The sequence below is a fragment of the Alteromonas halophila genome (genome assembly GCF_014651815.1).
GTDB lineage: Bacteria > Pseudomonadota > Gammaproteobacteria > Enterobacterales > Alteromonadaceae > Alteromonas > Alteromonas halophila.
The window spans coordinates 78,259-103,397 of sequence record NZ_BMXP01000003.1; the positions used below are offsets into that span (position 1 = coordinate 78,259).

19 protein-coding genes are annotated in these 25,139 nt (G+C 50.5%); 8 read left to right on the forward strand and 11 right to left on the reverse strand.

The genetic code is table 11. The features are described 5' to 3' along the window. Positions 1-7: 7 nt before the first annotated feature. From cspE to prlC, 6 genes are all read right to left on the reverse strand, one after another. Positions 8-217, reverse strand: coding sequence for a transcription antiterminator/RNA stability regulator CspE (cspE, locus tag IE054_RS07470; protein WP_189404930.1), 210 nt, complete (start codon positions 215-217; stop codon positions 8-10). A 320-nt stretch (positions 218-537) separates the two neighbouring features. Next, complete coding sequence (gene ubiB / locus IE054_RS07475; protein ID WP_189404932.1) at positions 538-2,166, reverse strand: ubiquinone biosynthesis regulatory protein kinase UbiB; 1,629 nt, start codon at positions 2,164-2,166, stop codon at positions 538-540. Positions 2,167-2,168: 2 nt separating this feature from the next. Then, positions 2,169-2,810: a ubiquinone biosynthesis accessory factor UbiJ gene (locus IE054_RS07480; protein WP_189404934.1), complete on the reverse strand. Its 642-nt coding sequence runs from the start codon at positions 2,808-2,810 to the stop codon at positions 2,169-2,171. Beyond that, a complete protein-coding gene (gene ubiE / locus IE054_RS07485) occupies positions 2,810-3,598 on the reverse strand; it encodes a bifunctional demethylmenaquinone methyltransferase/2-methoxy-6-polyprenyl-1,4-benzoquinol methylase UbiE (protein ID WP_189404936.1) in 789 nt (262 codons plus the stop codon). Before ubiE ends, IE054_RS07480 begins: the two co-directional genes overlap by 1 nt. 150 nt (positions 3,599-3,748) lie before the next feature. Beyond that, a complete protein-coding gene (locus IE054_RS07490) occupies positions 3,749-4,441 on the reverse strand; it encodes a DNA-3-methyladenine glycosylase I (RefSeq protein WP_229805037.1) in 693 nt (230 codons plus the stop codon). Beyond that, positions 4,438-6,474, reverse strand: a complete 2,037-nt coding sequence (prlC, locus tag IE054_RS07495; RefSeq protein ID WP_189404938.1) for an oligopeptidase A — start codon at positions 6,472-6,474, stop codon at positions 4,438-4,440. Before prlC ends, IE054_RS07490 begins: the two co-directional genes overlap by 4 nt. Positions 6,475-6,675: 201 nt before the next feature. Here prlC and gorA point away from each other — a divergent pair, with 201 nt between their 5' ends. Next, positions 6,676-8,028, forward strand: a complete 1,353-nt coding sequence (gorA, locus tag IE054_RS07500; RefSeq protein ID WP_189404940.1) for a glutathione-disulfide reductase — start codon at positions 6,676-6,678, stop codon at positions 8,026-8,028. 185 nt (positions 8,029-8,213) lie between these two features. Here the strand turns inward: gorA and IE054_RS07505 are convergent, their stop codons facing one another. The 3 genes from IE054_RS07505 to IE054_RS07515 form a co-directional block, all read right to left on the reverse strand. Next, positions 8,214-8,948, reverse strand: a complete 735-nt coding sequence (locus tag IE054_RS07505; RefSeq protein ID WP_189404942.1) for a GGDEF domain-containing protein — start codon at positions 8,946-8,948, stop codon at positions 8,214-8,216. 489 nt (positions 8,949-9,437) lie between these two features. Further along, the gene (locus IE054_RS07510; protein WP_189404944.1) at positions 9,438-10,175 is read right to left on the reverse strand and encodes a FadR/GntR family transcriptional regulator; all 738 of its coding nucleotides are present in this window, start codon (positions 10,173-10,175) and stop codon (positions 9,438-9,440) included. Between the two features lie 199 nt (positions 10,176-10,374). After that, positions 10,375-13,338 (reverse strand): TonB-dependent receptor, encoded by a 2,964-nt coding sequence (locus IE054_RS07515; protein WP_189404946.1) that lies wholly within the window; start codon positions 13,336-13,338, stop codon positions 10,375-10,377. Positions 13,339-13,818: 480 nt separating this feature from the next. On the opposite strand from IE054_RS07515, the gene IE054_RS07520 reads away from it, so the two are divergent. Genes IE054_RS07520 through eda form a run of 7 tightly spaced genes read left to right on the forward strand, consistent with a single transcriptional unit; the run spans position 13,819 to position 22,424 of the window. Further along, positions 13,819-14,703: an NAD(P)-dependent oxidoreductase gene (locus IE054_RS07520; protein WP_189404948.1), complete on the forward strand. Its 885-nt coding sequence runs from the start codon at positions 13,819-13,821 to the stop codon at positions 14,701-14,703. A gap of 29 nt (positions 14,704-14,732) precedes the next feature. Further along, positions 14,733-16,982 carry a polysaccharide lyase 6 family protein gene (locus IE054_RS07525; RefSeq protein WP_189405757.1) on the forward strand — a complete coding sequence of 750 codons (2,250 nt, stop codon included), beginning with the start codon at positions 14,733-14,735 and terminating at the stop codon, positions 16,980-16,982. Positions 16,983-16,984: 2 nt separating this feature from the next. Further along, on the forward strand, positions 16,985-19,186 hold the full coding sequence (locus IE054_RS07530; RefSeq protein WP_189404950.1) for a heparinase II/III domain-containing protein: 2,202 nt from the start codon (positions 16,985-16,987) through the stop codon (positions 19,184-19,186). 5 nt (positions 19,187-19,191) lie between these two features. Further along, entirely contained in the window at positions 19,192-19,551 is a 360-nt protein-coding gene (locus IE054_RS07535; protein WP_189404952.1) for a cupin domain-containing protein, read from the forward strand. Next, entirely contained in the window at positions 19,541-20,845 is a 1,305-nt protein-coding gene (locus IE054_RS07540; RefSeq protein WP_189404954.1) for an MFS transporter, read from the forward strand. Before IE054_RS07535 ends, IE054_RS07540 begins: the two co-directional genes overlap by 11 nt. Positions 20,846-20,849: 4 nt before the next feature. Beyond that, on the forward strand, positions 20,850-21,785 hold the full coding sequence (locus IE054_RS07545; RefSeq protein ID WP_189404956.1) for a sugar kinase: 936 nt from the start codon (positions 20,850-20,852) through the stop codon (positions 21,783-21,785). Between the two features lie 15 nt (positions 21,786-21,800). Then, the gene (gene eda / locus IE054_RS07550) at positions 21,801-22,424 is read left to right on the forward strand and encodes a bifunctional 4-hydroxy-2-oxoglutarate aldolase/2-dehydro-3-deoxy-phosphogluconate aldolase (RefSeq protein ID WP_189404958.1); all 624 of its coding nucleotides are present in this window, start codon (positions 21,801-21,803) and stop codon (positions 22,422-22,424) included. A 132-nt stretch (positions 22,425-22,556) separates the two neighbouring features. On the opposite strand, the gene IE054_RS07555 is transcribed toward eda, so the two are convergent. Both IE054_RS07555 and IE054_RS07560 read right to left on the reverse strand, forming a co-directional pair. After that, positions 22,557-22,922: a hypothetical protein gene (locus tag IE054_RS07555; protein ID WP_189404960.1), complete on the reverse strand. Its 366-nt coding sequence runs from the start codon at positions 22,920-22,922 to the stop codon at positions 22,557-22,559. Positions 22,923-23,008: 86 nt separating this feature from the next. Beyond that, positions 23,009-25,021, reverse strand: a complete 2,013-nt coding sequence (locus IE054_RS07560) for a TonB-dependent receptor (protein WP_229805063.1) — start codon at positions 25,019-25,021, stop codon at positions 23,009-23,011. Positions 25,022-25,139 lie beyond the last annotated feature (118 nt).

Consider the following 25,139-nt stretch of genomic DNA (forward strand, 5'->3'; position numbering starts at 1 on the left):
TGCGATATTAAAGCGCCTGCACGTTAGCAGCCTGAAGACCTTTTTGACCTTCTTCAATATCAAACTCTACGCGCTGACCTTCCAGCAGAGTTTTGTAACCATCAGACTGGATAGCACGGAAGTGAACAAAAACGTCTTTGCCGCCGTCATCCTGAGTCAGAAAACCATAACCTTTATCTGCGTTAAACCATTTAACGCTGCCTGTTACTTTAGACATGTCGTATAGACCTCAAACTTGCAAATCAAAAAGCGCCGAAGCGCATGTATCAACACTGCTTGGAATGACATCGGTGAGTAGGTCTTACTTAACTTGGACAAACGTCTTACAACAAATCACAAAGTAACTTGAGCGGTTTTACCTGGAGCAAATAATCAATCATCACGAGCATTACAAGCCAGTGGGCTTATTCAGCCTCGTCCACTATACCACCGAATATTATAAATGATACAAAAATTAGCCGCTTAGCTACATTTATCACAAAAGATTCACCCAATTGTCATGCATGCGCCCGGGGATCAGGACAGGTTAATGGGTACTTACTGACCCTTGCGCCATGCGAGTATCCAGCTTGTCAGTCCGCAGGTCGCCGAGACAAGGGACCAGCCCCAGTGAAGCTCGTACACGGGCAACAGTGCACTGACTATAATCAGCGTGGCGCCAACAATACTGAAATGCGTAGACTGGATGGCCTTAAGTTGCAGCTCGGTTGTTTGCTGATGCTGGCGCTGCTGTTGCAACGGCAGCCGCTTTACCTGCTGCATGCCATCGTAGAGCAGGTCTGGCATTTCCGGCAGTTTTTCGGACCAGTACGGTAAGTTCTGTCGTATTTTTGCGGCTATCGCCCGCACACCAATCTGCTCTTTCATCCAGTTTTCTAAAAACGGTTTGGCGGTTTTCCACAGATCCAGTTGCGGATACAGCTGGCGACCGAGACCTTCAATATACAGCAGGGTTTTCTGCAACAGCACCAGTTGCGGCTGGACTTCCATATTGAAACGCCGGGCGGTGTTAAACAGTTGCAGCAACACATTACCAAACGAAATTTCCGCCAGCGGCTTTTGGAAAATAGGCTCGCACACAGTGCGGATAGCCACTTCAAACTCGTCAATATTGGTGTCCCCGGGTACCCAGCCGGAGTCAGCATGCAACTGCGCCACCTTACGGTAATCGCGGTTAAAGAAGGCAATAAAGTTTTCCGCCAGATAGCGTTTGTCATCTTTGTTCAGCGTGCCGACAATACCGAAATCAATGGCGATATACTTAGGATCGTGCGGGTTTTCTGTGGCAACAAAAATGTTACCCGGATGCATGTCAGCATGGAAAAAACTGTCACGGAACACCTGGGTAAAAAACACTTCCACGCCGCGCTCGGCCAGCACTTTCATGTTGGTATTCTGCGCCAGCAAGGCGTCGATGTTGGAAATCGGCACACCATAAATGCGCTCCATCACCATCACATTCTGACGGCAATAGTCGCTGTAGATTTCCGGCACATAAAGCGCGTCTGACGTCTCGAAATTGCGGCGAAGCTGGATCCCATTAGCCGATTCACGCAGCAAATCCAGCTCATCAACAATGGTCTTTTCATATTCATGCACCACTTCCACCGGCCGCAAACGCTTGCCGTCAGGCAACCAGCGCTGCAATACCTGAGCAAGAGTGAACAACAGTTTCATGTCTGCATCTATGGTTTTGCGGATGCCAGGCCGCAGTACCTTCACAACCACGGGTTTATCGTTGTGTTTAAGGGTTGCCGCATGCACCTGCGCGATGGATGCTGATGCCAGTGGCTGGGCCTGAAAGTCGACAAACAGTTCGCTTAGCTGTCTGAGTCCCAGCGCCTGTCTAATAATGTTCTGTGCGCTGTCACTGGAAAACGGCGCCACTTTATCCTGTAACACTGCCAGTTCATCGGCAATTTCCGGGGGCAGCAGATCCCGGCGGGTAGACAGCATTTGCCCGAATTTAATAAACACCGGGCCCAGGGATTGCAAGGCAAGCGCAATGCGCATGCCTGGCTTTTTACCTTTATGACGATTGGGGATCCAAAACACCAGCATACGCAATACGCGCACATACCAGGGCATCCACCGCCGCGGGATAAGCTCATCAAGACCATGCTCCAGCATGACTTTATTTATTTGGTACAACCGTAACGCACGCATGCTTACTTCTTTTTCACCCTGGTTTCCAGACGTTCGAGCCTGGCATTCGCACGCGCCACATCATCCCGCAGCGCTGCCACTTCATCAGAAAAATGCACTACCGCCAAACGGTGTGCTGCGATGCGCTTTTCTTCTACCAGCGCGTTCCCCAACGCTGCTTCGGTATGCCTGGCCTGACGACGAAATGCATCTGTAAATTGCCGCACCAGCGTGCCAGCCTCATGCGCGACGACATCATTGGTATAGCGCGCCAGCTGTTCTTCCAGGTCAATGTCCAGTGACCGAAACAGTGCACTGACCTTTTGAGCAACACTCAGCTCCCCTTCGACATTGAGCTTTTTTTGCTGAATAAGCCGGGTCAGTTCATTGGTGTTGGTCAGGCTGGGCAGTGTTGCCAGTTCTGTCTCGATGCAACAGGCATTGCCCGGCAATTCGGCAACAACTTCTGTGACTGACTCGTCGACAGCCAGCACATCGATACGGTCGGAAAACACCAGGCACAGGCCCTGTGGAAGGGGTGAGATAAACAGATAGAGCCGGTTACCGGCCAGCGGCCTGAGCCGCGCCGGTGTATCCGGATCCAGATTGATTAGCTTATTGATGGCGGTTTCAATCGCCGCCGTCACCAATGCCGCCGCTGGCATCAGAATTTATAACCACGATGCAGTGCGACGATACCGCCGGTCAGGTTGTGATAATCACACTGCTCAAAACCAGCCTGCTCAAACATATCTTTGAGCGTATCCTGGTCAGGATGCATGCGAATACTTTCAGCCAGATACTGATAACTTTCACTGTCGCCCGCCACCAGTTGCCCCATTTTTGGAAGAATATGGAATGAGTAAGCGTCGTAGACCTTGCTTAGCTGCTCGGACGTTGGCTTGGAAAACTCCAGCACCAGTAGCCGTCCGCCGGGTTTAAGGACACGGTAGATGGAGTTCAGAGCATTTTGCTTTTCTGTCACATTACGCAGCCCAAACGCCATGGTCACAATATCAAAATGATTATCGGGAAATGGCAGGGCTTCAGCATCAGCCTGAACATAGTCGATGTTGCTGATAAGGCCCTGATCACGCAACTTATCACGCCCCACCGCCAGCATCGAATGGTTGATATCGGCCAGCGTGACCTGCCCTGAAGGACCTACCAGCCTGGAAAACTTTGCCGTTAAATCACCGGTGCCGCCGGCAATATCCAGCACCTTGTTGCCGGGTCTGGCATTGGCGCAGTCGATGGTATAGCGCTTCCACAAGCGGTGGATACCCATCGACATCAGGTCGTTCATAACATCGTATTTGGCCGCGACCGAATCAAATACATTCGCTACCAGTGATGCTTTTTGCTGCTTGTCGACCTGCTTGAATCCGAAATCGGTTTGAGTCGTGCCCTGGCCGGCCTCGTCGGCTTGCGCCTGATGCTGGTTGTCGCTCATGACGTTTTGTTACCTTCCATTCACCGCATGACAGACAGTACAGCAGGTGCGGTCAACCACTCACTGCCCGTCGTATATTGTATGGGGAGCCCCCAGTCATGCCAAGAGTGTACAGAATAATGTGTCGTGGCAACAGCGTTAGCGCGCAAATCAGTCTAAGCGGCGATTGCTGCCCCAGCTAAGTGCCAGGATCTGGCTGAGCGCTGTCAGCGAACGACCGCTTTGCTGCTGCCATTCAACAAACTGTTTGTTCATGGCGCGCAGGCTTTTAAGGCTAGCCGCACCGCCATCTATCACCTCGTGCCTGCGCAGGTAGTCTTCAGCGTCGCGTGACAGCAAAAAGGTATCAATACCCAGTGCCCGCAGCATATACGGCCCTGTATTTCCGCCCAGTCGCGCGCCACGTTTTTTTAAGAACAACCATAAGTCAGTGATGCTTTCACTGCTATATCCGGCGACAAATTTTCCGAAGCTGCCGTGCTCTCGGGCAACATCGTTAATCATCATGGCGTTGTCACGCACGGTCATGACTTTTTTGTAGTTTCTGACAATGCGCTTATCACTGGCCTTCTGTTCCAGCATTTCATCAGGCATCAGCAGCACTTTTTCGACATTAAAGTCGAAAAACACCTCTTCAAATGCCGGCCACTTCTGCTCAATGACGCGCCACACAAAGCCAGACTGGAAGACCTTTTTGGTCATCGCCGCTAAGAAACGATCATCGCTGATAGCGGCGACCTCGTCATCAGACAGCGGCGAGGCCAGCATGGCCTCCAGTGCCCTTTCACCACCTTTACGCTCGCAGGCGCGCTGGTAAATGGCGCTATAGTGCTCCGCCTTCACTGACCAATCCCGCTGTGCCTGAGCAATGCATCCACTTCTGGCTCGCGACCACGAAACGCCACGAATAATTCCATCGGCTCACGGCTACCGCCCATTTCCAGAATATTGTGCAGAAATGCGCGGCCCGTTTCGCGGTTGAATATGCCGTCTTCTTCAAACTTGCTGTAGGCATCGGCCGACAGCACTTCGGCCCATTTATAGCTGTAATAACCGGCCGCATAACCACCGGCAAAAATGTGACCAAAACCGTGCTGGAAACGGTTGAAGGACGGTGGAATAAGTACCGCCACTTCCTGACGAACCGCATCCAGTGTGCCCTGCACATCCACGTCTTTGCCATCCTGCATATGCAGCTGGAAGTCGAACAGGCTGAATTCCAGTTGCCTTACCATTTGCATGGCTGACTGATAGTCACGGGCGGCCAGCATACGCTCAAGTAAATCTTCCGGCAGCGGCTCACCGGTTTCATAATGACCGGAAATTTCATTCAGCGCGTCTTTTTCCCAGCACCAGTTTTCTAAAAACTGGCTGGGCAGTTCAACTGCATCCCAGGGCACCCCGTTAACACCAGACACACTGGCAACCGACATTTTGGTCAGCATGTGATGTATGCCGTGACCGAACTCATGGAACAGGGTAAGCACTTCATCATGCGTAAACAACGCGGGTTTATCCCCCACCGGGGCATTGAAGTTACAGGTCAGATAGGCAACCGGTAGCTGAAGTTCGCCGGCGGCGTTTTCACGGCGCACGCGACATTCATCCATCCAGGCCCCGCCACGCTTTTTCGGACGTGCGTACAGGTCCAGAAAGAAGCTGCCGCGCTCAATACCCGCTTCATCAGTAATAGTGAAAAAGCGTACATCTTTGTGGTAGGTATCCACATCGTGCTTTTCAATGATCGTCAGGCCGTACAGACGCTCCACCACCATAAACAAGCCATGCAGCACCTTGTCTTCCGGGAAATAAGGGCGCAGCATTTCATCACTGATGGTGTATTTTTCCTGTTTAAGCTTTTCGCTGTAGTAAGGAATATCCCAGGCCTTGAGATCGCTCATGCCATGGCTTTTGCTGGCATAGTCCAGCACCTCATCCAGATCGCGCTGGGCCTGAGGCCTGGATTTATCAGCAAGGTCGCGTAAAAATGCCATGACCTGCTCCGGCGATTCGGCCATTTTCGTAGCCAGTGACAGTTCAGCATAACTATCAAAGTCAAGCAATCGCGCCATTTCGGTGCGCAACGTCAGGGTTTGCTGAATGATCTTGGTGTTATCCCATTTGCCGGCCTGCGGTCCCTGGTCGGACGCACGGGTAGAAAACGCCCGGTACATTTCTTCGCGCAACTTGCGGTTATCTGCGTACAGCATCACCGGCAGATAGGAGGGAATATCCAGCGTGAACAGCCAGCCATCCAGCTCTTTTTCCTGTGCAGCCTGCGCGGCGGCATCCAGCGCCGAGTCGGGTAACCCGTTCAGCGCATCCTTATCAGTAACATGTTTGGTCCAGCCCATTGTGGCATCCATCACATTATTACTGAACGTCGAGGACAGTTCGCTGAGCTGGGACGAAATTTCAGCAAAGCGGGCTTTCTTATCCTCTGGCAGTGCGACACCCGATAAGGTGAAATCGCGCAGGGTATTGTCGATATGTTTCTGGCGCTGCTCATCGAGGCCTTTGTACTCTTCGCTTTCGCGCAGCGCCTTGTAGGCCTGGTACAGACCGTCATGCTGTCCAACCCAGGTGCCATACGCTGATAACAGCGGCAGACAGGCGTCGTGGGCTTCACGCAGCGCATCAGTGCTAACCACCGAGTTCATGTGCGATACCGGAGAAAAAATTTTACTTAACCGGTCATCCGCATCTTCTATTCTGGTCACTACGTTACGGTACGTGTAGTCTTGGGAGTCGACGACGGCCTCGATTTCCTGTTTACAATGGGCGATAGCACGTTCTACGGCGGGTTTAATCTGGTCAGGCGTGATGTCGGAAAACGCCGGTAACCCGTCAACATTCTCAATAGCAGATGTGGTCATTCGTCTCTCATTTTTAATCAGTGTTGTTGAGTATGTAAGGCTGACAGTGTAGAAAAACAAGAGCCTGACCTCACCACTTTGTGCGAGACCTGACGAATAACATGCATAGCTGTAAACCGGGCGGGCCCCGTGCAGGTATTATTACCCTGGAAATAAACATACCAGGGCGGGTATTCAGATAACAATGGTAAAGAGACTGCAATGAAGGAATTTGACTATATAAGTATTGGTGGTGGCAGTGGCGGTATTGCTTCTGCCAACCGCGCCGCCAAACACGGGAAGCGCGCAGCCATCATCGAAGCCAAAGACATTGGCGGCACCTGCGTTAATGTTGGCTGTGTTCCAAAAAAAGCCATGTGGTACGGTGCCCAGGTGGCCGAGGCCATCCACCGTTACTCACCCGAGTATGGTTTCGATATAGATGTCCGGCATTTTAGCTGGGACAGCCTGATTGCCAGCCGCCAGGCGTACATCGAGCGCATTCATAGCTCCTATGACAGGGTACTGACGAAAAACGACGTGACGTTAATCAAAGGCTTTGCACGCTTTATCGATAACCACACCATCGAGGTTAATGGTGAGCGCTATTACGGCGAACACATTACCATTGCTACCGGCGGGCATCCTGTTAAGCCAGATATTCCGGGCGCAGAGCATGGCATTGATTCGGATGGTTTCTTTGCCCTTAAAAGCCAGCCCAAGCGTGCCGTTGTTGTGGGCGCCGGCTATATCGGTGTAGAGCTGGCTGGCGTATTGCACAGCCTGGGTACCCACACCGATTTGGTCGTGCGTAAACACGCGCCGTTACGCAATTTTGATCCCATCATTCATGAGACGCTGGTGGATATCATGCATGCTGAAGGGGCCACATTGCACAATCACGCCGAAGTTACCCAGGTCGAGAAGAATGATGATGGCGAGCTTACAGTGCACCTGAGTAATGGAGAAACCCTGTCTACCGACTGTCTGATCTGGGCAATTGGCCGTGCGCCGTCCACCAACAATATTGGGCTTGAGAACACGGATGTGACGGTCAATGAGGATGGCACCATCCAGGTTGATAAGTATCAGAACACCAGTGCAGATAAGATTTATGCAGTAGGTGATATCACCGGCAAGGCTGAACTGACGCCGGTCGCGATCAAAGCCGGCCGCCTGTTGTGCGAGCGCTTATTTAATGGTCAGGATGACGCGCATCTGGATTATACGCTGATCCCAACTGTTGTATTCAGTCACCCTCCCATTGGGGTTATTGGCCTGACTGAACCAGAGGCCATTGAGCAGTATGGCCAGGATAACATCAAGGTCTACTCTTCCTCGTTTGCCTCCATGTATACGGCCGTCACCCGCCACCGTCAGGCGACCAAAATGAAGCTAATCTGCCAGGGACCAGATGAAAAAGTAATCGGCCTGCACGGTATTGGTCATGGTATGGACGAAATGCTGCAGGGCTTTGCGGTAGCAATAAAGATGGGCGCTACCAAAGCCGATCTCGATGCCTGCGTCGCCATTCACCCGACCAGCGCCGAAGAGTTTGTGACGATGACAGGGTAACGCAGAAAACCCGGTAGGAGAAACGTTATAAGTGCGATGATGCGCAACGCTTACCGGGATGCGTTACTTCTTACGCTGATTAAAGACAGGTTTCATTAATCAGCGTTATGCCTGACTGCAGGCCTCCCCAGTGCTACCTGCCGCCAGTGCGTTGATGGCAGCTCCTGGCCTACAAGTCTGCCAGATCATGTATTTGCCACCACCCGGTTTTTACCACTTCGCTTGGCTTCATACATGGCCTTGTCTGCGCGATTCAGCCAGTCACAACCATTTTCACCGGATACCAAAGCAGCAATACCCAGCGAGATCGTGTAATAAGGTGTTGCTTTTGCGCTATCCGCTTCTATTGTCTGGCGGATTTTCTCTGCCAGGCCTCTCGCATCATCAAGCGAGGCGTCTTCCATCAGAATGGCAAATTCCTCACCACCGATGCGGTACACGGTATCGGTTTTACGCAGCACTGTCTGCGCCGATTTAACGAGGTGTTTTAGTACCGCATCCCCGACACTGTGGCCATGGTTGTCGTTCAGTAATTTAAAATTATCAATATCAATGACGATCAGGCAACTGGGCGTATTGAGTATCACCGATTCTTTCAGTGTCATTTCCAGCGCATGGTCAAAGGCTCTTCTGTTACCACTTTTGGTTAAAAAGTCCTGCGTTGCTAACAGGTCCAGGTTGCGATTTTCTGATTTGATTTCATTGGCAAATACATTAATAAAGAATGTGGTACCAAACAGGGCAACAAAAATATTAATAAACTCCAGCGTGGTCAGTGACGCCTGTAAGGTCGGTATAATCAGCGCGCACATCAATAGAACGTATAGATAGGCAACCCGTGTCGAGGTTAAAAAAAACATGGTCAGAGATGCAGGGTATATCCAGTAGACCTGGTGCGCGCCACCGAGGAGCACTGTCATGGCCGATCCTAGTGACACCAGCAAACACATATAAAGTTTGGAAAAAACGATATACTGTTGTCGATATGCACAGGTAAATATAAGTGCAGCACTGCCTATCAGATATACGTCGAGGGCAAACACCTGCCAGTCGAGTATGAACAGGCGATAAAGGGTCAGGGGAGCAACAAAAACAAATAGTAACCCACTCAGCCCCATTAAAATTCGCGTTGGCAGGGGACTGCTTTTAAATTTCGAGTAGGCGACTGCAATCAAACTCAATGGTATACGACTTTTTCTTATTAGTGACTATTAACAAATAGTCAAAGCTCACGCATTCAGCCACCTCTTTTTGCCGCTAATTTCTGCTTTTCTCGCTATGAGCGAACGTAAAACATGGCAATAAGCACTGAATGCACGCAACAGCGCTCGCGTAATTATCAGGCACGTGACAACCGCCTGCGTTACACCCTGCTATTACAACCTTTTTTGGCACCTGTACGGTGGCGTTTAACCCACCAGGTGCCGCAGAGAGTAAAGATCACGCGTCTGGCTGGTTTTCTTTCTTACTTCTTCTAACGCCTGCTTCTCACTCAGTTCAAACAACGCATTGATCAACCGGTTAAAATGCGCATGCATAGCGGTTCTTGCAGCCTGAGCATCATTATTTTTCAATGCCGTATATATCGCTTTATGCTCATTAAGCCGGTCTTTATCCGACTGCGTGCACACGTTGGCATAGGCAGACTGTATTTGAGGAAGGGTGTCGCGTAACGTCCAGAACTTCTGCACCGCAAGCACGATCGCATTGTTTCTGGTCGCTCTCGAAATAACCAGGTGAAATTCTCTGTCGGCTTTTTCTGCCCCCACACCGGACTCCATGACCTCCAGTGTAGTTTTTAAGGTCGCAAGTTCACCTTCGGAAATAGAAAGGGCTGCAAGTGCGGCAGCCTCGCCTTCGACGAGCGCGCGCGCCTGGGTAAGCTCAAACGCACTGATGTCCGATCCTTCGCTTTCACTGTCATTCTTTGGTGGTTCAAGAACATACACACCTGAACTTGTCCTGGCTTCAACAAGGTGTTTGACTTCCAGCGCTATGATCGATTCACGGATGGTGGGGCGACTAACATCAAAGGTCTCGGCAAGTTCACGTTCAGGCGGCAACCGACTACCAGGAGGATAGGTACCTGACTTGATCAATGCCTCAATTTTTTCTGCGATTTGCCAAAACATACGTCGGCTTTTCATATTATTGTCCTTCAATTTAAGGAAGGTTGCGCCCGGTTCAGAATCTGATAATAACAAACGCTTATCTCAGATTCGATAAGACGGTCCAACATACCTTAAATTGGTAATAATGCAATCCAAAATTGGTTATATAGCACTATTTAAAACCGAGTCAATGCAGCACGTAGCGCGGGTTGACGCGCTACGTGCCTGACGTGTGTTAATACTGGTAAGTCACGCCAAACGTAATTCTGCGATCCGTCAGGCCCTGAAAACATAGCAGTGCGCCTTCGTTAACACAGTATTGATTGACATCCGACTTGGTTATATTCACGCCTTCCACGCCTACACTCAGGTTTTCATTGACGTCGTAGCTGATACTGGCGTTCAACTGCCCACGATCATCCTGAACAACCGGGAATCCCCATGGATAGCTACTGGTGCTACCGAAGTCCTCTGACCGGTATGCCTCACGCCATGTATAACGCGCGCGGGCAGACAAACCGTACTTTTCATAATAAAGGGTAAAGTTGTAGGCATTCTCAGACAGGTCAAGCAAGCCCTGCACTGCCTCCACTTCTATGTCACTGTTACCCGTTGTCGCGGCGAAGACGTTGGCTGCGCGGCTGGTTGCTGTATTCGTTGCCTCACCGCCAGAAAACTCCTGTTTCGTGTAGTTCGCGATGATACCAAAGCCTGATGCCCAGCCCAGTGACTCTTCGAATACTGACAGGTCATACTGGAATGCCAGCTCCAGACCCTTTTGGGTCGTTTCGGCAGAGTCATTAATAACCGTTTGTGTCGGAACACAAACCCCTACACCACCGCTGGGGCCAAATACGTTAACATCAGCAATTGGATTGAATATCCCCCCCTGTTCACACGGGGCCGTCGTGTCCCGGAAACCGGTTTGTGGATCTTCATATGGCGACGTTTCCTGCGCTACAAATAAGTTGTCGCGTTTCTTATGGAAGATACCGGCACTAAGAAGACTTGCCGGGGCAAAGTACCACTCAACCGACAGATCGAACGAGGTCACTTCTTCTGGTTCAAGGCCTGGGTTACCGATTGCTACCGGCGGATTGGGACTGGTACTGAACGTCACCGATGTGGACAGGTCAGAGAAGTTGGGGCGCCTGATATCTTTAGACCAGCCAGAGCGCACGATGACATCTTCAGCAACTTCCGCCACTATGTTCAGGCGCGGCAAAAAGAAGTCATAGTCGCCTTTACTGACAACCCGTTCAACGATCTCGTTACCATTGGCATCTTCTGTGGTGGAATTCCCTACCGACGTCACTTCAGTATCGACATAGCGGAAGCCGGCATTACCGCGGAACATTCCCCATTCAAAGTTAGCCTGCGCGTAAAGTGCATCCGTTTGTTCTTCAATATCAAAGAACCCACTGACGCTGGATGACGGATCATCAATAGCGCGTGAACCACCATGTTCAGTGATTGCTCCATTCAGGGTACTTAGTACCCCCTGCGGATCAGACGCGGCAAGCTCCGGGTTAATCAACAGGAAGTCCCGGACATACAGCGCGCGGCCATCTGCATCATTAAAGTTATCAGGGCCTGCTGTCAGGATATCAGCAAACAGACTACCGCGCGGACTGTCATCCATGCTTCGAAGTCCAACATTGGTGCGGATCTGGTCCCGCAGACTGGTGGTTTTGCTATAACGATAGCCAAAATCAACAACCGTCATCGGTCCCCAGTCGACGTCATAGCTTATATCAACGCGGAAGGCATCTTCCTGATTTTCCGCCACATCCTGGCCAATATTGACATCACGCAGCACCACGTTATTCGGGTTCAGTAAATCTGCCTGGGTCGGCGCGAACGCTTCACCGAACGCTACGCCGTAGGACAGCGAGCCGCCTGACAGGTCATAAATCAGCGGTACGCTGTTATCATTACCGCCCCCCGCGTCCACTGGCGCATTCGGGTTAATGAAGTTCAGCGTTGTGTTAAAGCTCGGAGTAGTTGAGTCGGATGTGGACCTGGACACCTCAGCAAAGACTGACATGTTGTCACCCTGCCAGTCACCACCTAACCGAAAGACTTCGCTTTTGGTGATACGGGAGTTGGTGTCGCTTGAGAAACGTAAGTTTGGATCGTCATCATCATCGTTCAGGTCTACCGGTATGACCCCAGAGAGTGCAGCCTGAATACTTCCCAGGTCTGTTCCGCCCAGCGAACCGAAATCGACATCTTCGAACTCATCCGGTACCGCAATATTGTTCAGCGCGCTGACGCCGGAGGCTTGTACACGGGAACTTTCCTGACGTCGCTCCTGATCATTAATTACAACATCAAAAAACAGCCGGGTATTATCGTTTGGCGCCCACTCAAGGCTACCGGCAATGTTCATCGTTTCATATTCGAAATTATCATAATCCTGGTTTAAAAACTGAATTGGCAGGAAGTCGAAAGACTGTGCGCTGGCGGCACCGCTGTCAGACGCTATCAGATTATCGCGGTCTGCCCGGGGTCGAAACGCGGTTACATCCTGTTCGCTGTAGCTTCCGCTAAATACCACACCAACTTCACCAATGTCGGTAAACCACACATCGCCGAATGCACCGGACACTCTTGGCTGGATACCATCGGTAGAAAGACTGCTGTCTTCGCCCTGAACCTGGAGCGAACCCAGCGTTTGGCTAAGTTGCAAAGGGCGGATTGTACGCAGGTTGATTGTCGCTCCCACAGAACCTTCGACGGTTTTTGCTTCAGGCGCCTTAATAACTTCAACTGCAGAAATAATGGCCGCTGACACATCTTCAAAATCGATACCACCACGGCCAGCGCCAGAACTGACTGTCGAGACGCCGTTGATTTCTGTTCTGTTTGCATTCGTACCCCGGATTTGAACACCGGTACCAACCCCTGCTTCACGGGTAATCTGAATACCTGTGACATTTTCAAGCACTTCGGCCAGGTTCTGGTCAGGTAACTTACCAATATCGACAGCTTTTATTACCTCAACAAGGTTATCAGACGAACGCTTTTCTGACAGCGCGCCGGTAAGAGAACTGCGGATACCACTGACTTCGATAACCTCTACATCGGGTTCTGAAGCTTCTGCAGACTCTGTCTCCTGAGCCAGCGTATACGTTGAAAAGCCAATAGTGGTTGCGGATAAAAGGCCGAGTGTGATTTTAGATAGTTTGTGTGTCATGAATAAATTCTCACTGGTTAAATTTACATTTCCGCTAACAACCTAGCCTCTGGGGCAACGGCGGAATTTACATCTGGTTTACTTAATACTTACAACAAAAAATCCAAAGGTCAACCTTTTGGTAATAATTTTTGGACATGCCAAAACAAAATGTTACACGCTAATGGTAATACAAAAAGGAAGGGCAAAATAAAATACAGATATATTTATATTTGTTTACAAACACTTACAAGATTAAGAGCCTAATTTCCACAGGTATTATCGCAACTACCATGAGGCTATATTGGTCAGGTACTTGCCGGGTTTATACTAAAAACCAAAATAAAAAAGTTAACCTTTTATTCCAAATTGGTTGACAATTAACATTACCAAATATAGCTTTGTAAACACATTGGTCTTCACACACCATGTCGTGGGTGGAGAAAACAACAGATAGTCGTCTGAAGTATTGACGCATTAACTTTCAAAGTGGGAATTATTATGTCTAAACCAGTCATTGGCTTTATCGGCCTGGGCCTAATGGGCGGAAACATGGTCGAAAACCTTCAGAATAAAGGTTACGACCTTGTTGTTATGGATTTGAACCAGGACGCGGTAGATACGTGCGTGCAGCGCGGCGCCAAAAGTGCAGCCAGCGCTGCAGAGCTAGCCGCATCTGTGGACATCATCATGCTTTGTCTTACAACATCGAAAATTGTCGAAAGCATTATCTATGCGGACGATGGCATATTGGCCGGTATTAAATCAGGCAGTGTGCTTGTTGATTTCGGCACGTCAATTCCGTCATCCACCCGTAAAATTGGAGAGGACCTGGCGAAGAAAGGTGCCGGTATGATTGACGCTCCTCTGGGTCGCACACCAGCGCACGCCAAAGAAGGCAAGCTCAACATTATGGCAGCCGGTGATGAAAACACCTTCGATAAAGTAAAACCTGTACTGGATGATCAGGGCGAGAACATTTTCTATCTGGGCCAGCTGGGCGCAGGCCACACTACGAAGCTGATCAATAACTTTATGGGTATGACAACAGTCTGCACCATGTCACAGGCTTTTGCGGTTGCCGATATGGCAGGTGTCGATAAACAGCAACTGTTCGACATCATGTTCAGTGGCCCATCCAGTTCACCGTTCATGCAATTCTGCAAAAACTACGCTGTCGACAACGTCAGCGATCTTGGTTTTTCTATTGCTAATGCAAACAAAGACTTAGGTTACTTCCTGGCAATGGTCAATGATCTTGATACCGCCAGCCCTATTGCAGAAGGTTCTTCCTCAAATTTACAGGCAGCCTTTGATGCCGGCATGGGCAATGGAAATGTGCCTGAAATTTACGATTATTTTCGCTCGCTTACCAAGCAACAGTAATCGCCGGATAAACGGAGTATAAATAAATGATGACCCGTCTTTCTACACGACTATTTGCCTGCAGCTTTACCTTGCTAAGTTTGTCTGTCTCCTGTGCATCAGCTAAGGACTATGTTGTTGGCAATATTGAGCAATACCGCAATGCACTATCTACATTATCGCCTGGCGATGCAGTTGTGTTGCAAAATGGCGTCTGGGAAGATGTGGACATGCTGTTTAAAGGACAGGGAGAGTCCGGCGCCCCGATTACGTTAAAAGCGCAGACCGCGGGCGAGGTAATTTTTTCCGGTGAGTCGAGCCTTCGGCTCGCCGGTCAGCACCTGGTCGTTCGCGACCTGGTGTTTAAAGATGGTTATAGTCCCAGAAGTGCCGTTGTCGAATTTCGTGAAAACGACGATAACCTGGCGTTTCATTCACGGGTGACCAATATCGTTATTGATAACTATAGTAATCCGGACAAACAGGAGTCGGACTACTGGGTGGCCATGTATGGTCAGCACAACCGTCTTGACCACAGTCACTTTGCCGGTAAAACCAACAAGGGCGTGACTGTAGCTGTGCGCCTGACGTCGGCTGACAGTCAGCAAAACCAGCACAAAATTGACCACAACTATTTTGGTTACCGGCCCATTTTTGGCTCTAATGGCGGTGAAACACTACGCATAGGAACCAGTCATCATTCTCTCACCGATTCGCTGACCGTCGTTGAGAACAACTACTTCGACCGTACTAATGGTGAAGTCGAAATTATTTCGGTTAAGTCAGGTAAAAATACATTACGCGGTAATGTGTTTCACGAAGCACGAGGAACACTAACGCTTCGCCATGGCAATAATAACCTTATAGAAAACAACATTTTTATTGGCAATAAGCAGGACCATACCGGCGGCATCAGGGTCATTAATAAAGGTCAGACCGTTCGTAACAACTATTTGCAGGGATTAACCGGTTATCGGTTCGGGAGTGGCTTTGCCATCATGAACGGCGTGCCAGATTCGCCCATTAACCGCTACCATCAGGTCGAAAATGCGACTGTCACTAACAATAGCTTTATCAATGTTGAGCATATTCAGCTGGCGGTAGGCAGCGATCAGGAACGCAGCGCGCCACCTGCTTCCAGTACCTTCGCCAACAACCTCATCGTTAATGATACGTCAGTGGGCCCGTTCACACTGTTCGATGACGTCAGCGGTATTACCTTTGACGGCAACACAGCCAACGTGGACGTACCGGCACCGCTTAAAGACGGCGTTAATATCCAGTCAGTGTCCCTGGAGCAGCACAGCAATGGATTGCTTTATCCCAAGACGGAAACAAGTACGGGTGTGTCCCGCGAGCTGACCGTGCTTGATAAACGTGATACCGGCGTGCCCTGGTATCCCAAAACATTTCCGGTTGTGGCATTTGACTCAGCAGACACCGTGCGTGTCAACGCAAGTTATAGTGCCATTGAGCGTGCGATTGAAGCTGCGTCGGCGGGCGATATTATTGAAATACAGGCGGGCGATCTGACCATTCCTTCCGTACTGTATATCGACAAACCGCTCACCATCCGGTCGGTTAAGGGCGCAACCGTGTCTCTGGCCTTTGAGCGCTCAACACTGTTTGAAATAAAAGACGGCGGAAGTCTTAAACTGGAAGGCCTGCATATTTCCGGGGCTAAAAGCCCGGATACGCACAGCAACAGTGTCGTCAGAACCCAAAAGTGGGGTATGAGCAGCAATTACCGGTTTGAGGTCTATAATTCGCTTATCACCGACCTGAATGTGAATCATTCATTCCAGTTTTTCACCAGCGGCAAAGGTGCATTTGCTGACCGCATTATCATTGATAATATCGCGTTCTCAGATGTCAGCGGCGATATCCTTAAGCTGGATAAAGAGCATGAAGACTTAGGCATTTACAACGCCGAATATGTCACGCTGACCAGCAACCAGTTTACTAATATCACCGGCGCGATCACACGGCTGTACCGGGGTGGTACTGATGAGAGCACCTTTGGCCCCCATTTCATACTGAAAAACAATACGTTGCGTGATGTTGGACAGGGTAAGCGCACAACACCTTCAGCGTCAGTGTTACTGCATGGGGTTCAGGTTGCATCGCTGGCCAACAATACATTTGAGAACTGTGCGCCTGTAATTGTGAATCACACGGTTGGCGAACCTCAGACCCGCATCATTGCCAACCAGTTTACAGACACACCTTCGCCGCAAATTACCGAATTAAATGCAGCGCCGCCTCATACGGCAACGCTCCGTGATAATAAAGGAATATAGCCATGCGCCTCAGTCACCCGACATTAAAAAAGCTGCTCATACTCGCTGTGGCATTATGGCCGGTCATGGTCAGTGCAGCACACCCAAACCTGGTCATCACAGCCAATGATATCGAGGTCATGCGCAGTGCAATTAAGGACGAAGGCCGTTTTTATGATGCATACAAACAGCGCCAGCACACTATTGATGCAGTCATAGCAACTGACCCGGCCGTCCCGGTGCCAAAAGACGGCGGGGGTGGCTACACCCACGAGCAACATAAAAAGAATTATCAGGCAATGTATACCGCTGCAATTATGTATCAGCTAAATCAACAACAAAAATATGCTGATTTTGTACGCAATATGCTGCTTGACTACGCCGAGCTGTACCCTACTCTCGACGTGCATCCCAAGCGCAAAGAAAACTCGCAGAATCCAGGTAAGTTATTCTGGCAAAGTCTGAACGAAGCAATGTGGCTGGTCTATACCATCCAGGCCTACGATCTGATTCACGACGCTCTTGACGCTGAACAAAGACAAAAGATAGAACAACAGTTGCTTCGTCCTGTTGCTATCTTCTTGTCGGAGGGGCAACCGTCCACGTTTAATAAAGTACACAATCATGGTACCTGGGCGACCGCGGGTGTCGGTATGACCGGCTATGTGCTTGACGAGCCAGAATGGGTGGAAAAGGCCCTGTATGGACTGGACAAATCTGGCAAGGGCGGTTTTATCAGGCAGCTTGATGAGCTTTTCTCGCCGCAGGGTTATTACACAGAAGGTCCGTATTATCAGCGCTTTGCCCTGCTTCCGTTTGTTACCTTCGCCCGTGCGGTGGACCACAATGAACCGGGACGCGAACTGTTTGAGCACCGTGACAGCGTGCTGCTGAAAGCCATCGACACCACGATTCAGCTAAGCTACAACGGACTTTTTTATCCTATTAACGATGCCATTAAAAGCAAAGGTATTGATACCATTGAACTGGTGCATGGCGTCGCCGCGGCCTACGCTCAGACAAATGATCCGGCCTATCTTGATATTGCTAAACGCCAGAATCGAATTGTACTGACCGGCGACGGTGTCCGTGTTTCCAATGCAATAGAAAAAGGGCTGGTAACCCCTTATCCGTTTAAGTCCGTGGCCTTTGGTGACGGACGCGACGGTGACCAGGGCGCGCTGGTTATCATGCGGGAAAAACAGGACGCCGAGCAGGCGCTGCTTTTTAAAGCCGCGTCACAAGGTCTGGGCCACGGCCATTTTGATAAGCTGACCTGGCAGTTTTACGATAAAGGCCAGGAAATTGTGTCCGATTATGGTGCCGCGCGTTTTCTTAACGTGGAAGCCAAGTTCGGTGGCCGCTATCTACCGGAAAATGAATCGTACGCCAAACAGACTGTCTCTCATAATACCGTTGTTATTGACCAGACCAGTCACTTTAACGGCGATGTAGATACAGGAAATAAACAGTGGCCTACACTCACGCTGTTTGAAAAAAATCAGTTTGGTACCGTTTCAAGAGGAACCATTGATACCGCTTACCCTGACGTGACACTCACCCGGACTCTGGCGCTGGTAAACCTGCCCGGCCTATCCCGCACAATTGCAGTAGATGTCTTTTTTGTTGATGCCGCGAAAAAGCATCAGATTGACCTTCCGCTACACTATCAGGGCCAGTTTATCAGTGCAGATTTTACCTATGAACCGAATACCGCCTCTCTGGCACCGCTTGGCAAGCGTGCTGGTTACCAGCATCTGTGGCTGACCGCATCAGCCACACCGGAGCCTGGCATCGCGAAAGTCACCTGGCTAAATGAAAATGGCCGTTTCTACACACTGAGCAATCTAATTGATGAACAGGAAACGCTATTATTTGCGCAAACAGGGGCCAATGATCCTCAGTTTAACTTACGCAATGAAAAGAGCCTTATTCGCCGCCGGGAAAACAGCCAGCAACATACCTTTGTATCTGTCTTAGAACCTCACGGTGAATATAACCCGGGGGACGAATACACGATAAATGCAGACAGTGACCTGACCACACTGGACTACTCAGTTGACGGCGCTCTGACGCTGGTACAGGTAGGCATTGCGGGTCATGATTACCTTATCGCTATCGCGACTGAGTCACTGTCATTTCCTCACTCATTTCGGTACCACAGCCACGACTTTGAATTGCAGAGCCGGTTCGCTGTGTATCCTCTAAATAACCACCAGGAGTAATTGTTATGCAAAAACAAAGCGCACTTTTTTCGTTTGGAAACGAAACGGACATTGAAGATCTTGGTGGCGGCCTGAAGCGCCAGATGCTTGGCTACAATCATGAATTGATGGCCGTAAAGGTCTGGTTTGCTGAAGGTGCCGAAGGGTATGTCCATAAACATCGCCACACACAGGTAACCTATGTTGAACAGGGCGAATTCCACTTCAGAATTGGCGACGAGACAAAGGTACTCAAAGCGGGTGACAGTTGCCTTATTCCCCCCCACGTAGAGCATGGTGCTGTATGCCCGACCGGCGGTATCTTAATTGACACCTTCAGCCCAGCTCGTGAAGACTTTATAGAGAGTGACGATAATGCAAATTAAAGGCCTCCGGTGGTGGGTGATTTCACTTATCGCACTGGCAACAATCATCAATTATATCGACCGTCAGGCGCTCAGCGTACTTTGGCCTGATATCGTCGAGGAAGTTTTTCCGGATAAAACCACGTTCGAGCGCAAGCAAATATATGCCAACATTTCGATTATCTTCGTGTTGGCGTATGCGTTCGGGCAGGCCATCTTTGGCAAGATCTTTGACTGGGTAGGCACTCGTGTTGGCTTTATCCTTTCTATCGGCGTCTGGTCACTGGCCACGGTTGCGCATGCGTTTGCTCGCGGCATGCTTACTTTCAGTATCTTTCGTGCCGTACTTGGTGTGGCCGAAGCAGGTAACTGGCCTGGAGCAACGAAGGGCAGCGCCGAATGGTTTCCAATCAAAGAACGTGCGCTCGCCCAGGGTATTTTTAACTCTGGCGCAGCCATTGGCGGTATTATCGCAATCCCCCTTATCGCGTTTTTAACTGTCTACTTCGAGTGGCAAATGGTGTTTGTCATTGTCGGCCTGGTCGGTTTTCTGTGGCTGGTGCCCTGGCTTATTCTGGTCAAAGCGCCTCCCAGCTCACACCCCTGGTTAACCCCCGAAGAACGTGAGTATATTCTTACTGGTCAGAAACGTGTAGTGGAGAACAGCCCAGACAATGAGCCAGAAGAGGAGTTTACGCCTACCACGAAGGAACTGTTATCGCGTAAGGAAAGCTGGGGTGTCATCATTGCGTCTGCGGCCATTGATCCTATCTGGTGGCTGTTCGTGTTCTGGATCCCTATTTACCTTAATGAAGTCTATGGCATGGATGTACAGGCCATCGGGATCTATGGGTGGGTTCCCTACGTTGGCGCCATGTTTGGCGCGTGGTTTGGCGGGTTGCTTGCACAAAACCGATTGAATGCCGGCTGGTCTGCAAATAAGACCAGAAAACTGGTAATTACACTGGGGTGTGTGATCATGCTGCCTGCCCTGCTGATGATGTCAGACCCGGGTGAGCCTACGTATGCCGTTCTCATCATGGCCGTCATTCTGTTCGGCTTTCAGACTGCGATAGGTAATGTGCAGACATTACCGAGCGATTTGCTGAGCAAAAAGGCCGTAGGAACGTTATCCGGCTTTTCCGGTATGGCTGCGAAGCTTGGCGCCATGGGATTAACCGCACTGGTACCTATGCTCACTGCAGATGGCAATTATACGCCAGCGTTTGTTATAGGCGCGTCTCTTGCCATTACTGCCATCGCTGCCGTCTGGTTGCTGATCCCTTCCATCGAACCCTTAAAAAAGACGGATTAAGGTTATGAAAACGATCCACTTTTTCGGTGAGTGCATGATGGAGTTAAAAGCAACGTCCCGCGATACGATGTCAAAATCGTTCGCGGGGGACGTTTACAACTCTGCGGTCTATCTTAAGCGCTGCTTTGCGGACATTGACACGTCAGTAGTCACCACGGTGGGGCAGGACTCCATAAGTAATGACATGCTGGCACGTTGTGATGAAGAGCACATCAACACTCAGTTCGTATTCCGGCACCCGAGCAAAACTTTAGGTGTTTATCTGATAGAAACGGATGACCAGGGTGAGCGCAGTTTCGTTTACTGGCGCTCAGACTCGGCAGCAAGACAGACCATGCAGTTTATCAGTGACGAAGTCATTGATGCGTTGCAGACTAACGATATGTTCTTCTTCTCCGGTATTCCGCTGGCCATTATGAGCGACGCGCATCGCGCCGCATTCTGGGCTTTTCTGGAGAAAATAAAGCAGCGCGGACTGACCATCGTCTTCGATCCTAACTACCGCAGTGCGTTATGGGAAAATAAGGCCCATGCCATTGCTGAATTTGAGCAGGCGTTGTCGGTGGCTGATATTGCCTTGCCGGGCATTGAAGATTTTGAAACCCTGTATGATTTTCGCTCATCAGACGATGTAGTGACATTCTGTAAGAGCAAGGGCGTGAAAGACGTTATCGTCAAAAACGGTCCGGCATCGGTCGTAACCAGCATTGACGATGTAGTAATAACACACCCGATTACACCGGTTACAAACGTGGTTGATACCACGTCTGCCGGCGATGCGTTTAACGGCGCTTTTCTGGGGGCCCGTCTTTCAGATTATAGTGTCAGGGACGCCGTTAATTTTGCCGCCGACGCTGCCGCCACGGTGATTCAGTTTCCCGGCGCCATTGCCCCTAAAGACGCATTTATGCGCACACTTCGACAATCACATTCTAATTAAACAGAGCAATTCCCCATGACTCATTTTTCTTCGCTTATGGGCGATCAGACCTTACTACCGATTATCCAGGCCTCAACTGTGGAAGACGGCGTAGCGATTGCCAAGGCAATGGCTGCAGCCAACCTAAAGCTGGTTGAAGTCGTGTTACGTACCGACGCGTCTCTAGATGCCCTGAAGGCGATCAAACAGGAAGTACCATCACTTAAGGTGGGAGCGGGTACGGTTATCAGTGCCTCCATCCTGGAACAGGCCGTCACTGCTGGCGCCGACTTTATTGTTACCCCTGCAGTATCAGAAAAACTGCTTGGCGCGTTGACGCAGTGTGACTGCCCGGTATTACCCGGTGCATCGACAACAGGTGAAATACTGTTAGCCCGTGAGCATGGCTATCACGAACAAAAGCTGTTTCCTGCTTCGCTGTCGGGTGGCGCACCGTTTTTGTCAGCCGTATCCTCAGTGTTTAAGGACATCAGATTTTGTCCAACAGGCGGCGTTACTCAGGATAATCAACGTGATTACCTGTCTCTTAACAATGTGTTTGCCGTCGGTGGTACCTGGGTGGCCAAAAAAGAATGGGTCGAAAACGCCCAGTGGCAAAAGATTACCGATGCCTGTAACGAGGCAGTAGCGACTGCCTGATTGTTCTGCTTTTATTTAATTATTTAACATGAGCAATAACCACTCTGCAGAGCGTAATGTACATGTGCCAGATTGTATTGATAGGTTTGGTGCCTGTGGGTGATAACTCGGCCAGGGAAGATGCGAATTAGACTAAAGCATCTTCCCTAGTGCCTCATCAAGACTCAGCGCCACCCGGGCGTCCAGTTCATCCGATTTAATCGTTTCACAATAAAGCCTGGCCTGCTGGGGTTCTGCAGGGTTATGTGGGATGATGATGATCGTTAACGGTGACATAAACTGCGCCATATGCTCGGCAAGACGGGCTAAGTGTACGGTGTCATTTTGCGTAATATCGACCTGGGTGGCATCGCTGTAGTCATACACTACAGCGGACGTCTCATCCAGCGCGTTCAGGAAGGCTGTATCTTCCTGACACACCAGTAAGTCTGTCACTTTGACATGACCTGCCAGCCTGACGACAACACAGCGCTGGTGTTTTACAATTTCATAACTCATAACTACGTTTAAACGGCTTTGCGACGCGGCGCAGTCTGCCAGTTTGCAGGCAGGGCAGCCATTAGACCAATGTCTAAAATTTGGTGTCAGTAGCGAAGCGACACCGTCAGCCGGGCGGTCCGTGGCTCTACCGGATGATAATGCAGGTCTTCAATGCCCTCATCTGGTTCCCCCGGAAGCCGGGAAGCATAGTAATAATCAATATCATGATCATCACTGTCGAGCATATTGAGCACTTCAAGGGTAACGGTCCATGATTCCCAGTCGTACGCAAGCTGCCCGTTGACGATAAACGTAGACGGGGGAGACACACTGTCATCGCCAGTGACTGTGCGAGAACTCAGATAGCGACCGCGCAGAGTTGCACTCAGGCCCTGACGATTCGAAGAGGCATACCAGCTCAAACCGGCACTGACAACGCCAGGCACCGTACCCGGGATATGATCGCCCTCACCGGCCACCTCATCAGAAAAGCGAGCTCGGGTCCAGGCGGCTTCAATATCTGCATTGATATGCTGACTGAGCCAGTAGTAGGCACTCACCTCTACGCCATAACGGCGTGACGGCCGGCTGGGCTCTGTGAACCCGGCGTCACCGACGTACACCAGTTCAGAATCAAGCTCCAGCAGCCACAGCGAGGCAGACAGGTTGTAGTTTCGCTCATCCGTGACGGTGATCCCGGTTTCGTAGCCATTCGAGCGTACCAGCAACGGCGCAGGCTGCGCGGGCTCACCAGAGACCGGATCGACACTAATCACGGCACCACGGGCATCATTGGAGTGAAAGCCCTGCCCCCAGTTCACAAAGGCGGTAGCCTGCTCAGTTACGGCATATTTAAGTGACGTTTTCAGGCTCAGTAGCGTGTCGTTCTGACTGCCGCTGTTATCAGGCAGCAGGCTTGATACGTCCACATCCAGAGTATCGACACGCGCCCCCAGAGTCAGCGACAGGGCATCCGTTAAGTGGGTATGGGTTTGCCCATACAGCGCGTATGACAAACTTTCAATACTGTCCTGACGGCGTGTACTCACCCGCTCCCGGGCGACAGTGTTGTACAGCCCCACATTATCAATATCATCATACCGCCACTGCACACCCACCGTTAGCTGCGTGTCCTGCATGTCAGGAAGCGTGCGGGTTGTTGCGATGTCACCACCAAAAATTTGCCGGTCATCGGCCTGCTCAAACTGATCACCCCGGTCGGGGTTATCCAGAAAGTAGGTAAAGTTTGAATATAACGTGAGGTCGCTGTCGATGGCATAAACTGATGCCGTGACCTGCGATGACCGGTAGTTTGCAGAGAGGCTGTAGCGCGAGGTTTCTCCGCCGGCAAGCGGATCAATAGAGCCAAGCCGGTCAATCCTGCCACTTTGCACAGCCCGTGCGGGAATTTGGTCAGCACCATTCCAGCTGTTGTCGTATGCCATGCCGGTTATAGACAATTCACCGTCAAGCAGTGGTGTCACATAGCGAAGCATGGCGTTCTTTTTATCAATATCTTCGCTGACATCTGTCCAGGGGCCATCGTAGCTTTGATATTCGATCGCAGAGAGCGCTCTGCCCTCGCCAATCGCCACCTGATTAAGCAGCACACCGCGACGGTAGTTGTTCTCGCCCAGTGTGAGGTGCACCGCATTGCCGTTAAGCGAATTCTTTAGTGCAAACCGCGCACCACCAGCCCCGGAAAAGTCGCCGATACTGGCATAGTAGGTTCCTTTAAAATAGCTGAGACTCTCTACTGCTTCCGGGATCACATAGTTAAGATCGGAGTAGCCCTGCCCGTGGCCATGGCTACGCATATTCACAGGCATACCGTCTACACTGACCGCAAAATCGGTCCCATGATCCAGGTTAAAGCCACGCAGAAAGTACTGGTTGGCCTTCCCTGAGCCGCTGTGCTGAGTCACCATCATGCCGGGGATAAACTCCAGCATTTCGCCGGTGCGCAGCATCGGTCGCTCCACCAGCGTATCGCCAGACACCCATCCCTGCGACGACGAGACAAAGGCACCATCATTAAAATTATTATTACCACTGATGCGGATGCGCTCGATATCCGTGATGGGATCATCCGCCAGGGCGCTGGTGAAAGGCAACATAGTCGTTGTTAAAATACACAGCTGGGAAACGCGAAATAAGGCCACAGGCAACTCCATTGTAATGTGTCGTTTCTTAGCCTAACGCAGGACTCACAGTTTTGGATGCAGTATTTTTTAG